This window comes from Caldimonas brevitalea, from assembly GCF_001017435.1.
Taxonomy (GTDB): Bacteria; Pseudomonadota; Gammaproteobacteria; order Burkholderiales; family Burkholderiaceae_C; genus Caldimonas; species Caldimonas brevitalea.
In genome coordinates this window covers 5,409,978-5,422,820 of the sequence record NZ_CP011371.1, presented here as the reverse complement: position 1 = coordinate 5,422,820, position 12,843 = coordinate 5,409,978, and the positions used below count along the sequence as shown (strand labels likewise).

General features: G+C 69.0%; 13 protein-coding genes and 1 tRNA gene. 5 read left to right on the top strand and 9 right to left on the bottom strand.

Annotated elements, in window-relative coordinates:
* Window positions 1-4: 4 nt before the first annotated feature.
* From AAW51_RS22905 to hemA, 6 genes are all read right to left on the bottom strand, one after another.
* A complete protein-coding gene (locus AAW51_RS22905; RefSeq protein ID WP_047196455.1) occupies window positions 5-568 on the bottom strand; it encodes a UbiX family flavin prenyltransferase in 564 nt (187 codons plus the stop codon).
* 67 nt (window positions 569-635) lie between these two features.
* Window positions 636-950 (bottom strand): Grx4 family monothiol glutaredoxin, encoded by a 315-nt coding sequence (gene grxD / locus AAW51_RS22900; protein WP_047196454.1) that lies wholly within the window; start codon window positions 948-950, stop codon window positions 636-638.
* 119 nt (window positions 951-1,069) lie between these two features.
* The gene (locus tag AAW51_RS22895; RefSeq protein WP_047196453.1) at window positions 1,070-1,720 is read right to left on the bottom strand and encodes a hypothetical protein; all 651 of its coding nucleotides are present in this window, start codon (window positions 1,718-1,720) and stop codon (window positions 1,070-1,072) included.
* Between the two features lie 207 nt (window positions 1,721-1,927).
* Window positions 1,928-2,812, bottom strand: a complete 885-nt coding sequence (gene prmC / locus AAW51_RS22890) for a peptide chain release factor N(5)-glutamine methyltransferase (protein WP_083438524.1) — start codon at window positions 2,810-2,812, stop codon at window positions 1,928-1,930.
* A gap of 120 nt (window positions 2,813-2,932) precedes the next feature.
* Entirely contained in the window at window positions 2,933-4,030 is a 1,098-nt protein-coding gene (gene prfA / locus AAW51_RS22885) for a peptide chain release factor 1 (RefSeq protein ID WP_047198210.1), read from the bottom strand.
* Window positions 4,031-4,103: 73 nt separating this feature from the next.
* The gene (gene hemA / locus AAW51_RS22880) at window positions 4,104-5,384 is read right to left on the bottom strand and encodes a glutamyl-tRNA reductase (protein ID WP_047196451.1); all 1,281 of its coding nucleotides are present in this window, start codon (window positions 5,382-5,384) and stop codon (window positions 4,104-4,106) included.
* Window positions 5,385-5,493: 109 nt separating this feature from the next.
* Between hemA and AAW51_RS22875 the strand changes: the two genes are divergently transcribed.
* Window positions 5,494-5,778, top strand: coding sequence for a hypothetical protein (locus AAW51_RS22875; protein WP_047196450.1), 285 nt, complete (start codon window positions 5,494-5,496; stop codon window positions 5,776-5,778).
* A gap of 28 nt (window positions 5,779-5,806) precedes the next feature.
* On the top strand, window positions 5,807-7,504 hold the full coding sequence (locus AAW51_RS22865) for a 7TM diverse intracellular signaling domain-containing protein (protein ID WP_169788074.1): 1,698 nt from the start codon (window positions 5,807-5,809) through the stop codon (window positions 7,502-7,504).
* A gap of 35 nt (window positions 7,505-7,539) precedes the next feature.
* Here AAW51_RS22865 and miaB read toward each other — a convergent pair whose 3' ends face one another.
* The 3 genes from miaB to AAW51_RS22850 form a co-directional block, all read right to left on the bottom strand.
* Window positions 7,540-8,916 (bottom strand): tRNA (N6-isopentenyl adenosine(37)-C2)-methylthiotransferase MiaB, encoded by a 1,377-nt coding sequence (miaB, locus tag AAW51_RS22860; RefSeq protein WP_047196447.1) that lies wholly within the window; start codon window positions 8,914-8,916, stop codon window positions 7,540-7,542.
* A 10-nt stretch (window positions 8,917-8,926) separates the two neighbouring features.
* Window positions 8,927-9,307 carry a hypothetical protein gene (locus AAW51_RS22855; protein WP_047196446.1) on the bottom strand — a complete coding sequence of 127 codons (381 nt, stop codon included), beginning with the start codon at window positions 9,305-9,307 and terminating at the stop codon, window positions 8,927-8,929.
* A 518-nt stretch (window positions 9,308-9,825) separates the two neighbouring features.
* Window positions 9,826-9,902 (bottom strand) — tRNA-Met (locus tag AAW51_RS22850).
* Window positions 9,903-10,109: 207 nt separating this feature from the next.
* Here AAW51_RS22850 and ssuE point away from each other — a divergent pair.
* The 3 genes from ssuE to AAW51_RS22835 all read left to right on the top strand — a co-directional run bounded on the left by ssuE (window position 10,110) and on the right by AAW51_RS22835 (window position 12,838).
* Window positions 10,110-10,676 (top strand): NADPH-dependent FMN reductase, encoded by a 567-nt coding sequence (gene ssuE, locus AAW51_RS22845; RefSeq protein ID WP_047196445.1) that lies wholly within the window; start codon window positions 10,110-10,112, stop codon window positions 10,674-10,676.
* 210 nt (window positions 10,677-10,886) lie between these two features.
* Entirely contained in the window at window positions 10,887-11,852 is a 966-nt protein-coding gene (locus AAW51_RS22840; RefSeq protein WP_047198209.1) for a sulfonate ABC transporter substrate-binding protein, read from the top strand.
* Entirely contained in the window at window positions 11,849-12,838 is a 990-nt protein-coding gene (locus tag AAW51_RS22835) for a sulfonate ABC transporter substrate-binding protein (protein WP_047196444.1), read from the top strand. Before AAW51_RS22840 ends, AAW51_RS22835 begins: the two co-directional genes overlap by 4 nt.
* Window positions 12,839-12,843: the final 5 nt, after the last annotated feature.

Sequence of the window (12,843 nt, the reverse complement as noted above, 5' to 3'; positions counted from 1 at the left end):
GGTCTCACAGCCCCTGCCAGGGCCGCGGGGCGGCCTGCCGCACTCCCATCAGCGCGAGCGCCCGCTCGACGGTTTCGTCGACCAGTTCGTCGATGCTTTGCGGCCGGTGATAGAACGCCGGCAGCGGCGGAAAGATCACGCCGCCCATTTCGGTCACCGCCGTCATGTTGCGCAGATGGGCCAGGTGCAGCGGTGTCTCGCGCACCATCATCAGCAGGCGGCGGCGCTCTTTCAGCGTGACATCGGCGGCGCGCGTCAGCAGGTTGTCGCACAGACCGTGGGCGACGGCCGCCAGCGTTTTCATCGAGCAAGGCGCGACCAGCATGCCGTCGGCCTGGAAGCTACCGCTCGCGATGGCCGCGCCAACATCGCCGGGGTGGTAGGCGCGGGCCGCTAGGCCCTCCAGCGTCGCCCGGTCGAGGCCCAGTTCATGGTGCACGTTCAGCACGCCGGCCGGCGTCACCACCAGATGGGTCTCGACCTCCAGCTGCCGCAGGCGCTGCAGCAGGCGCACGCCGTAGATCGCACCGGTCGCGCCGGTGATGCCGACCACCAGCCGGGCGGTCATGCGAGGCCCGCCGGGGACGGCCGGGGAGGCAGCGCCCGGAATCGGGCCCCCAGGTCGCTGTGGCGGGTCACGAGGAGCGCAGCACGTCCTGCAACTCGCCGGCTTGGTACATCTCCATCAGGATGTCCGAGCCGCCGACGAACTCGCCGTCGACATAGAGCTGCGGGATGGTGGGCCAGTTGGCGTATTCCTTCACGCCCTGGCGGATCTCTTCGTCTTCCAGCACGTTGACGGTTTTCAGGTCGGTGACGCCGCAGGCCTTGAGGATCTGCACTGCACGGCCCGAAAAACCGCACATGGGGAATTGCGCAGTGCCCTTCATGAAGAGCACCACCCGGTTGTTCTTGACGAGGTCGTCGATACGCTGTTGAACGTCGCTCATGGTGGGGTGTGTGGATGCGTTGGATCGGGAAGCAGCCCACTTTATAGAGCAAAAAACCGCAGGCCGAAGCGCGTTGCGTCAAGTCCTTGCGCGCCCCGGTCGGGGCTGGCGGGCTGGCCTCAGAACGAATAGGAAACGCCGACCTGGACCAGCGGCGAGAGTCGCCACTCGCCCAGGGCACGGGGCAGGTCGACCTCACCCTCGCGGCGCGTCCATTCGTTGCTGTACCAGGCGCCGTTGGCCGCCGAGCCAAGTTTGACGGTGGATTTCGGCTTCAACATCACCACGCCGACATCGGCGAACACGCCCCAGCCGCCGGAGGGCGCCGCGCCGCTGTATCCCATCCCCAGATAAGGCACGGCGGTGCTGCTGCTGTCGAATCCCAGTGTCGGGCTGCTGCGCGCGCCGGTCCCATAGGCGGGCGCCGGAGCGGGGCGCTCCTCGGGGGCGGCGCGCTGCGCCTTGTCGGCCTTGAGTACACCGCCGGTGGCCCGCAGGCCTGCGTCCTGGCGGAAGTAGTAGTCGCCGAGCACGGACCATTCACTCAGGCCCAACGCGGGCAACCCGCGCGCGCCGACGTCGTCGCGCCACCGGTTCCACTGCAGCCCTTTCACGCCGAGGCTGGCGGCGGGCCGCATGCCCAGGGCGTATCCGGCCTTCAAGCCGGGGCCCTCGACCCGTACCGACAAAGCGCTCTGGGCAGACGCGGTGAGACAGAGGCAGGCGGTGGCGCACGCGGCGCCGAGACGAACGAACACGGCGGTCTTCATGGCTCGCTCCTCAAGGCGCCGAGCCCTCCCAGAAGACGAGCGGGCGGCGCCGACACGACGATGGGATCATGCTAGACCTCTCAGGGTGCGTCGCCAATAGGGTGGCACACGAGACCTGACGGTCGCGTGCCGCATGCCACAGCTCGGTGCTACAGAAACTCTTTGATACGCGTTGCGACGCGACGTTCAGGACGCGAACCGCTCGGCTCAGCGCGAGACCTGCCACCGGCCGCCGGTGCAGCGGGGGCGGCCGGCGAGGTCGACGCGGGTGCTCACGTCGACAAAGCCGGCCTTGCGCAGCAGGGCCTGCACGTCGTCGGCCTGCTCGTGGCCGTGCTCGAACAACAGCCAGCCGCCGTCGGTCAGGTGGTCCGGAGCGCCGGCGACAATCTGCCGCAGCGCGTCGAGGCCCAGCGGTCCGGAGGCGAGGGCCTGCAGCGGTTCGTGTCGCAAGGCAGCCAGGTGCGGGTCACGCTCGGCGATGTAGGGCGGGTTGCTGGCCACCACGTCGTAGTGTTGTTCGTCGGCCTCGCCCGCCAGCGCCTCCCACCAGCAGCCCTGCCGCCAGCGCACCGGCAGGCCCAGCCGTTCACCGTTGCCGCGGGCGACCGCGAGCGCGGCGGGGCTCAGGTCGGTGGCGGTGACCTCGGCATGCGGCAGCAGGTGTTTGAGCGCGAGGGCGATCGCACCGCTGCCGGTGCCGAGGTCGGCCAGGCGCGGCGCCGGCAGGGGCTGCGCCAGCTCCACGGCCCATGCCACCAGCGTTTCGGTGTCGGGCCGCGGCACCAGCACCTCCGGCGAGACCGCCAGCCGCAGCCCGTAAAACTCCTTCTCGCCGACCAGATAGGCCAACGGGACGCCGTCGAGCCGTCGCTCGACCAGTTCGGCATATCGGCTCGCGACGGCCGGGGCGAGTGGGTCGGTGTCGTGCGCGAGCAGCCAGGCGCGGGCCCGGGCGGCCGGCAAGCCGAGCAGATGGGCGAGCAGCAGTTGCGCGTCGAGCCGCTCGAGGCCCCGCTGCACGGCTGACGCCCAGGCGGCCGCCATGGTCACTGCGGCGCGAGCCCCTTCGGGCGGCCGGGCGGCGCTCATTGACAAACCTCCGTGCTGCGCACTGCGGTACGAGCGCCTTCGGGCGGCCGGGCGGCGCTCATTGGAAAGCCTCCGTGCTGCGCACTGCGGCGCGAGCCCCTTCGGGCGGCCGGGCGGCGCTCATGCATTCCCCAGTTCCAGCGCGTCGAGCTGCTCGGCCAGTTGCTCCGCCTCCCGGGCGGTGCGCAGCGCGCCCAGCACCTCGTCCAGGTCGCCGTCCATCACGGCCTGCAGACGGTAGAGGGTCAGGTTGATCCGGTGGTCGGTCAGGCGGCCCTGCGGGAAGTTATAGGTGCGGATGCGGTCGCTGCGGTCGCCCGTGCCGACCAGGCTTTTGCGGGTCGCGGCTTCCTTGGCCTGGCGTTCGGTCCGTTCACGCTCTCGCAGCCGTGCCGCCAGCACCGCCATCGCCTTGGCCTTGTTGCGGTGCTGCGAGCGGTCGTCCTGGCACTCCGCCACCAGGCCGGTGGGCAAATGGGTGATGCGGATCGCCGACTCCGTCTTGTTGACGTGCTGGCCGCCGGCGCCGCTGGCGCGGAAGGTGTCGATGCGCAGTTCCGCCGGGTTGATCGCCACTTCTTCCGCCTCGTCGGGCTCGGGCATCACCGCGACCGTGCAGGCGCTGGTGTGGATGCGGCCCTGCGTTTCGGTGGCCGGTACGCGCTGCACGCGGTGGCCGCCCGATTCGAACTTCAGCTGTGCATACACGTCGGTGCCCTCGATGCGGGCCACCACCTCCTTGTAGCCGCCCAGGTCGGACTCGTTGGCCGACATCAGCTCGCACTTCCAGCCCTGCCGTTCGGCGTGGCGCAAATACATGCGCAGCAGATCGGCGGCGAACAGGGCCGATTCGTCGCCGCCGGTGCCGGCGCGGATTTCGAGGAACACGTTGCGGGCGTCGTCCGGATCGCGCGGCAGCAGCGCGCGCTGCAGTTCGGCTTCCAGCCGCTGCAGCTCGGTCTCGGCGCTGCCGATCTCCTCCTGGGCCATCTCGGCCATGTCGGGGTCGGACAACATCTCGCGCGCGCCGGCCAGGTCCCGCTCGCGCTGCAGATAGCGCTGGTAGCGTTGCGCGACGGCGGCGACTTCCGCGTGTTCGCGCGTCAGGCCGCGAAAGCGCGAGAGGTCGCTGACGACGTCGGGCGCGGCGAGCACCGCGTCCAGATCCTGCAGGCGCTGGACGTAACGGTCGAGTTGTTGACGCAAGGCGTTTTTCATCATGGGCTTTCCGCACGCGACCGCCGAGAGGCGCGCCGGCGCCGGTCTCGCGCGATCGCGCGCGAGGGAGACGCTAACGGCGGCCGCCGTTGGGGCGGGAGGTGCCGCGCAGGAACAGCCGCGAGACCGTCTCGGCGACGTCCTCGCGATGCTCGGGGCTGGCGCTGTGCAGTTCGGCCATCGCGCCGTGCAGCATTTTCTGCGTCAGGCCGCGCGACAGGGCGTCGAGCACGGCCTCGACGTCCTCGCCGCGGGCCAGCGCCTTGCGCGCGCGGGCCAGCTCGGTTTCGCGCCAGCTGTCGGCCTGCGCGTTGAGGGCCTGGATCAGCGGCACGCTGGCACGCTGGTCGAGCCAGTGGACAAAACTCTGCACGCCGGTCTCGATGATGGCCTCGGCCTGCGCCACCGCCGCCTGGCGCTTCTCGCCGGCCGTCTGCACGACGGCCGACAGGTCGTCGACGGTGTAGAGGTAGACGTCGGACAGCTGCGACACCTCGGGCTCGATGTCGCGGGGCACCGCCAAGTCGACCATGAAGATCGGCCGGTGCTTGCGCGCCTTCAGGGCACGCTCGACCGCACCCAGCCCGATGATGGGCACCGAGCTGGCGGTGCACGACACGACGATGTCGAATTCGGCCAGCCGTTGCGGCAAGTCGACCAACCGCATCGCCTCGGCGCTGAAATGGGTCGCCAGCTTCTCGCCCCGCTCGAGCGTGCGGTTGGCCACCGCCATCGCCTTGGGCGCCTTGGCGGCGAAATGGGTCGCCGCCAGCTCGATCATTTCGCCGGCGCCGACGAACAGCACCTTGACTTCGCGCAGGTCCTCGAACAACTGTCCGGCCAGGCGCACGGCGGCGGCGGCCATGCTGATCGAGTGGGCGCCGATCTCGGTCGAGGTGCGCACTTCCTTCGCGACGGCGAACGAGCGCTGGAACAGCTGGTGCAGCGTGGTGCCCAGCGTGCCGGCAGCGTCGGCCTCGCGCACCGCCTGCTTCATCTGGCCCAGGATCTGCGGCTCGCCGAGCACCATCGAATCGAGGCCGCTGGCGACGCGGAACGCGTGGCGGGCCGCCTGCCCGCCCTGCAGCACATAGGCGTGGCGGGCCAGCTCGCCGCTGCCCACCCCGCCCAGGCCGGCCAGCCAGTCCATCGCGGGGTGCACCGCATCGGTCGGCGCGGCGCAGTACAGTTCAGTGCGGTTGCAGGTGGAAATCAGCGCCGCCTCGGGCCGCAGGCTGAGCCGCTCCCGCAGGCTCTGCAGTGTCGGGCCCAATTGCTCCACCGTGAACGCGAACCGCCCGCGCAGGTCGACCGGGGCGGTGGTGTGGTTCAGGCCGAGGGCAAAGACACTCATTTGCTCGATTATAAAATTTGAAGCTCTTTCAAGCACTTGGGGTAGGTCTTATGGGCTTGATCGAAATCAACGACTACGACACTCCCCACTCCAACCTCGAAGCCGCCGTATGGGCCCCCTCGACGCCGCCTGGCATTTGCTGAACTTTTTCACCCCCGCCATCGGCCTGGGCCTGTTGAGCGCGCTGTTCGCCAAATGCCTCTGGCGGGGCAGCCTGAAAGGCGTGAGCTGGCGCCGCCTGGCGCTGTGGAGCGGTGCGGCGGCGGCCGCGGCGCTGGTGTTGGGCCTGGTGCTGCTGGAGCGAGACGGCCATGTGCTCACTTATGCCGCGATGGTGCTCGCCAGTTCGGCCGGCCTGTCGTGGGCCGGCTGGGGGCCGCGACGCCGTGCATGACGGCGCTGCCCCGGGGTGGGGAAGGGTGGTGCTGAAGGCCGCCCCGTGGTCACCCTGGGGTCGGCTGTGGCGCTGGCTGTTGTGCTGCTTTGTCGTACTGGCGGCGCCGGTGCTGGCCGGTGCAGCGCCCCTGTCGCTGGTCGGGCGTGCCGAGTACCTGATCGACCCGCAGGGCGCGTGGACGCCGGATCAGGCGCGGGCGGCCCGGGGCTGGCGGGTGCTGGGGCCGCGGCAGCAGGTGGCGGCGGCGCCCGCCGCCGTATGGCTGCGGTGGCGCTTGTCGCGCGCCGGCGAGTCGGAGGTCGTGCTCGAACTGCCGCGGACCGTGGTCAGCGAAGCCAGCCTGTACCTGCCACGTCCGCGTGGTGGCTGGGACCGGTTGGTGGCCGGTGATCCGATCGCGCCGTCACGTTGGCCGCTGCCCGCGCCCGAACTCGCCTTTCCGGTGCCCTCCGCGACGCCGGCTGGCGGCGAGCTGCTGCTGAGGCTGCGCCACGCCGACCCCTTCGTGCCGACGCCGCTGGTGTGGGAGAAATCGGCCTACGACAGCCACCGCGCCATCGAACACCTGTGGATCGGCGTGTTCCTCGGCGTCGTCGCGATGGCCGTCGTCTACGGCCTGGTCGAGGCCCTGCTGCGCGGCGACGCGGTCAGTGGCTGGTATGTCCTGCATGTGGTGCTGATGGCGGCCTTCCAGTGGGTGCAGATGGGCTATGCGCGCGCCTACGGGGGCGGCCAGGATGCGGGTGCGACACAGGCGGCGCGGCTGGTGGTCGGCACCCTGCTCGCATCGGTCAGCCTGTTGTTCGTGCGGCGGGCGCTGCCGAAGGCGCTGAGCGGGTTGCGCGCGAGTGCCTGGGCGCTTGCGGTGGCCGCCTTCGGCGTCGCCCTGACCGGCGCCTATGTGGTGTGGCCCGCGCTGGCGTTGCGGTCGTCGGTGGTGGGGGCCCAGCACGCCTACTACGTGCTGGTGGTCGTCAGCGTCGGCCTGTTGCTGTGGACCGTGCGCGGCGTGCGGCTGCCTTACATGCGCTGGTATGTCGCGGCCTTTGCCGCTGCCGCGGCGGGGGTGGTCGCGCAACTCGCCTATTTGCGTGGCTGGCTGGCGGCCGATGGGTGGGGCCGCTACGCGATGCTCACGGGTGTCGGCATCGAGATCGCCGTGCTCACCTACGCGCTGAATTTCAGCGCACGCGAGGTGCTCAGCGAGCCGGGTTTGAAGCGCGACCGCGCCAAGCGCGACCGCTGGACCGGCTTGCTGCAGGCCGGTGAACTGCCGTCGCTGCTGATGGCCATGGCGGTGCGCGGCCTGCGCTTGAACACCCACGGCGCCATCGTGATGCTGCATCTGGTCAACCATGACGAGCTGCGCCGCGGTTCGAGCCCGGTCGCACCTGAGGTGGTGGCGAAGGTCTGCGGCCGCGTGATCCGCGAAGCCTGCAGCCCCGGGGACCTGCCGATCCGGCTCGACGACCAGCGTTACGCCGTGGTGCTGGAACACGTGCAGACGCCCAGCGAAGCCCAGGCCCTGGCCGAGCGCATTCTCGAGCTGGGCCTGCACCACCATCCCGAGCTGCCGCCGCTCGAGGCGCTGCACTGGCACGCCGCGATCGCGCACGTACCGCGCCATCTGAAGGGCGACCCGCAGACGCTGATCGAGCGGCTCGACCAATTGCTGGGGCAGATGCGCCGCGGCAGTGCGGCGCGGGTGCGAGAGCTGAGCTGAGCTGAGTCCGGCCCAGCTCCGCCTGTGCCGGTGCCTCAGGCGGGCTGCGCCACCACACCCTCACGGGTGAGCACCTCGCCGCGCAACGAGTGCGGCAGGGCTTGCGTGATCGTCACGTCGATCATCCGGCCGACCAGGCGCTGGGCTTGCGGTCCGGCGGCGAAGTTGACGATGCGGTTGCACTCGGTGCGGCCCATCAACTCGGTCGGGTCCTTCTTCGACGGGCCTTCCACCAGGATGCGCTGCACCGTGCCGACGCGGCTTTCGCTGATGCGCCGCACGTTGGCCTCGATGGTGGCCTGCAGGTGCTGCAGCCGTTGCAGCTTGACGTCCTTGGGCGTCGTGTCCTCGAGCGCGGCGGCCGGTGTGCCGGGGCGCGGGCTGAAGATGAAGCTGAACGAGGCGTCGTAGCCGACGTCGTCGATCAGCTTCATCATCTTGGCGAAGTCGTCGTCCGTCTCGCCGGGGAAGCCGACGATGAAGTCGCTCGACAGGCTCAGCTGCGGCCGCACCGCCCGCAGCTTGCGGATGGTGCTCTTGTATTCGAGCGCGGTGTAGCCCCGCTTCATCGCCATCAGGATGCGGTCGGAGCCGTGCTGCACCGGCAGGTGCAGATGGCTCACCAACTGCGGCACGCGGGCGTAGACGTCGATCAAGCGCTGCGTGAACTCGTTCGGATGGCTGGTGGTGTAGCGGATGCGCTCGATGCCGGGGATCTCGGCGACGTATTCGATCAGCAGCGCGAAGTCGGCGATCTCGTCGGTATCGCCCATCTTGCCGCGGTACGCATTGACGTTCTGCCCCAGCAGGGTGACCTCTTTGACCCCCTGGTCGGCCAGCCCGGCCACCTCGACCAGCACGTCCTCGAACGGCCGCGACACTTCTTCACCGCGCGTGTACGGCACGACGCAGTAGCTGCAGTACTTCGAGCAGCCTTCCATGATCGACACGAAGGCGCTCGCACCCTCGACCTTGGCGGGCGGCAGATGGTCGAACTTCTCGATCTCGGGAAAGCTGATGTCGACCTGCGGGCGGCCCTGCCGCTCGCGCCTCGCCAGCATCTCGGGCAGCCGGTGCAGCGTTTGCGGGCCGAACACCACGTCGACATAAGGCGCACGTTCGATGATGGCCGCACCTTCCTGGCTCGCGACACAGCCGCCCACGCCGATCTTCACGCCCTTTTGCTTGAGGTGCTTGTAGCGCCCGAGGTCGGAGAACACCTTCTCCTGCGCCTTTTCGCGCACGGAGCAGGTGTTGAACAGGATCAGGTCGGCCTGCTCGGGGTCGTCGGTGGGCTGGTAGCCTTCGGCGGCGCCCAGCACGTCGGCCATCTTGTCCGAGTCGTACTCGTTCATCTGGCAGCCGAAGGTCTTGATGTAGACCTTCTTCGCGTCGGTCTTGGGGGCTGTCATCGTCCGCTCCTCAACGCTTGATCCAGGTCTGTGCCGCCGGGTCGAAGGCCCAGCGGGCAGCTTCTTCCGGGTGCTTGGGCCAGAGCTTCTTGGCTTCTTCCGGGCGCAGCACCCAGACGTCCTTCACCAGCCCGTAGTCGTCCACGGTGTAGTTCACCGGCAGCTCGGCACCGACCAGGCTGCCGGACATCAAGATCATGTTGTTCTGCCCGCGGATGCGGGCGGCCGGCGCCAACCGCGCCTCCTTGCCATTGAGCACGATGACGGGCGGCTGGTGCACGACCATCTGGCCGCGCAGTGCGTTCTGGGGAAATTGGCGTTGTACCTGGGCCTGCACCAGGGCGGGCACGGCGAGGGCGGCTGCAAGGCCGAGCAAGACACAGCGGGACATGGTGTAGATCCAGTGGCTGTCGATGAAAAAAGCCGCCTTCGACCAGCGGCTGAGCGAGTTTGCAAGTGTATCGCCACCCCTGGCTGTACGTTCTGCGCACGCGGAAGATGTGAAACCACACTTACGGGGGAGGCCGCACTGTTGCTTGGCCAGTAGACTGTGGAACAGTTTTGTCAACTACTGCTCACGACCGGTCGACCGGGAAAAACGCACATCTTGCGCCCGGCGACGGCCCGACCTGCTGTCTCCAGCCGTGCGGTTGCGCGTGTGCAGTGGCCCGTGTTTGAGGCGCTGGCCTTCGGGGGGCTTTTTAAGCATGAAGGCCAGCGCCCTTTTTCCCCGGACCCCGCACCGCGGCGGGCGATGTGGCCGCGCCGGCCGACTCGCGCGTGTCACGGGATAACTCTGTGAACAAGCGGTGCAAAGCCGGTGGCGAACGCGGGACAAGGTGTTGAGAACCCGCCACTGCGGCCCCGGAAACGAAAAACCCCTTGTCGATCGACAAGGGGTTCAGTGTCTGGTGGCGCTTCAGGGATTCGAACCCCGGACCTGCGGATTATGATTCCGTCGCTCTAACCGACTGAGCTAAAGCGCCAAGAGCCCGCCATTATAGGTGTTCTTCTCGCTGTTTGGCAACTGAGTGGCAACTGATGCTGCGCACCCGTCAGCCCACCGTCCTCAGTACCCGCCAACAGGTCATGCACTTTTCTCTCTAACTAAGCCGAAAAGCTTCGTTCGCGTCGAGTCTGCACGCTTCTATCGTTGCGCCTATCGTGTTCATGGCGACAGACAGGCCCGACTTATGAAGATCATCGGTATTTCCGGCAGCCCCTCCGCATCCTCGCGTTCCAGCTGGCTGCTGCAGCTGGCGCAAACGCGGCTCGAGGGTGTGGCGCGTTCGAGCGTAGTGTTGTCGGTCCGCTCGTTGCCGGCCCAACCGCTGCTGTTGGCGGACGCCTCCCACCCCGCGATTCGCCAGGCCCTCGACCGTGTGCTCGACGCCGACGTCGTGCTCGTCTCCACCCCCATCTACAAGGCTGCCTACAGCGGCCTGCTCAAGCTGTTCCTCGACCTGTTGCCGCAAGACGGCCTGCGCGGCAAGACGGTGCTGCCGCTGGCCACCGGCGGCAGCCCGGCCCACCTGCTCGCGCTCGACTACGCGCTGAAGCCGGTGTTGTCGGCGCTGGGCGCGCGCGACATCCTCGACGGCGTGTTCGCGGCCGAGTCGCAACTGCCGGCCCACGACACCCAGGTCTATCTGCCCCATCCCGCCATCCTCGAGCGGCTCGACCGGTCGCTGCAGGTCCTGGTCGAACGCCAGCCCACCGCCGACGCGACGGCCCAGGCCGCGCTGGTGTCGTGTAGCTGATCTCCTGGCTGCTGCTGTCCAGCGCATCTGCGCTGGCGTCTCCTCGCCCCCTCAACAGGGCGTTGCACCCCGAACCAACACGGCCGTCGGCCGTGCGGGGTGGCTTTTTCTCTGTCTGTGATTCGAAAGCACCCGATGAGCGATTTCTCGAAGCTGCTGCCCGGCAACGTGCCGGCGCTTGCCACCCCCCGGACCACCCGTCGCGGCTGGATGTCCGGCACCCTGGCGTTGCTGGCCGCTGCCGGCCTCGCGGTCAGCCCCGTCGCGCAAGCGCAGAACAAGGCCCCGCAGGTGCTGCGGATCGGCTACCAGAAGTACGGCACGTTGACCCTGCTGAAGGCGCGCGGCACGCTGGAAAAGCGTTTGGCGCCCCAAGGGGTGGAGGTGAAGTGGACCGAGTTCCCCGCCGGGCCCCAATTGCTCGAAGGTCTCAACGTCGGCTCGATCGACTTCGGCACCGTCGGCGAAGCGCCGCCGATCTTCGCGCAGGCCGCCGGCGCCGACCTGGTCTATGTGGCCAACCAGCCGCCCGCGCCGCAGGCGGAGGCCATCGTCGTCCCGAAGCAGTCCACGCTGAAGTCGGTGGCTGAACTGAAGGGCAAGCGGGTCGCGCTGAACAAGGGCTCCAACGTCCATTACCTGCTCGTGAAGGCGCTTGAGAAGGCGGGCCTGCGCTACCAGGATGTGCAGGTGGTGTTCTTGCCGCCCGCCGACGCGCGGGCCGCCTTCCAGCGCGGCAGCGTCGATGCGTGGGTGATCTGGGACCCCTTCCTCGCGGCGGCCGAGCAGCAACTCGGCGCCCGCGTGCTGGCCGACGGCCGGGGCCTGGTCGCCAACCACCAGTTCTACCTGGCCGCCCGCCCGTATGCCGAACAGCACCCGACGGTCGTAAAGGCCATCGTCGATGAACTGGCCCAGCTCGATGCATGGGCCCAGTCCCGCCCGCAGGAAGTGGCGCAGTTCCTGGCGCCGCAGATCGGCCTCGACCTGCGCGTCGCCGAGGTGGCCGCCGGCCGCTTCGCTTACGGCATCCAGTCCATCACCCCGGCGGTGGCGTCTGAGCAGCAGAAGATCGCCGATGTCTTCCACAAGCTCAAGCTGATCCCCAAGCCCATCCGCATCGCCGACGCGCTGCCCAACCCGTCGAACGCGGTCGCCCGCGGCACGGCACCATGAGCCCCGCGACCCGTCGCGTGCTGCTGCAAGCGGCGCTGGCGTTCGGGCTCGGGCTGCCCGGTGCCGCTGCGTTCGCCGCCAGCGCTGGCCCGACCGAGCTGCGCATCGGCTTCCAGAAGTCGGCCATCAACCTGCTCATCGTCAAGCAACAGGGCTGGCTGGAAAAGCGCTACCCGAACACGCGGGTCTCGTGGATCGAGTTCCCCGCCGGCCCGCAACTGCTCGAGGCACTGGCCGTCGGTGGCCTCGAGTTCGGCCTGACCGGCGACACGCCGCCGGTGTTCGCGCAGGCCGCCGGCAAGGACCTCGCCTATGTCGGGGTCGAGCCGGCCAAGCCGTTCAGCTCGGCCATCCTGGTCAAGCCCGACGCGCCGCTGAAGACGCTGGCCGACCTCAAGGGCCGCCGCGTCGCGCTGCAAAAGGGTTCGAGCGCGCACTATCTGCTGGTGCAGGCCTTGAAGCAGGTCGGGCTGACCTTCAAGGACGTCCACCCGGTCTACCTGCCGCCGTCCGACGCGCGCGCCGCCTTCGAGCGTGGCAGCGTCGACGCCTGGGTGATCTGGGACCCGTACTACGCCGCCACCGAGTTGGCGATCCGGCCCCGCGTGCTGGCCACTGGCAAAGGCCTGACGAGCAACAACTCGTTCTACCTGGCGTCGCCGGCCCTGGCGCAGCAGCACCCGCAGGTGGTGTCGGGCCTGCTCGAGGAACTCACCCGGGCCGACGCGTATTTGCAAACACACAAGCGCGAAGTGGCGCAGTTCGTGTCGGACTTCAGCGGGCTCAGCCTGGCCACCGTACATCTGTTCATCTCACGTCGCCCGCCGTCGCCGGTGCGCCCGTTGACGCCCCAGGTGGTGTCCGAGCAGCAGCAGGTCGCCGATGCCTTCCATGCGCTGGGCCTGGTGCCGCGGCGCGTGCAGGTGGCCGACGTGGTGTGGCAGCCGGGCGCGACCTTGGCCGCCCAACGCGTCGGCGCGCGCTGATCTCG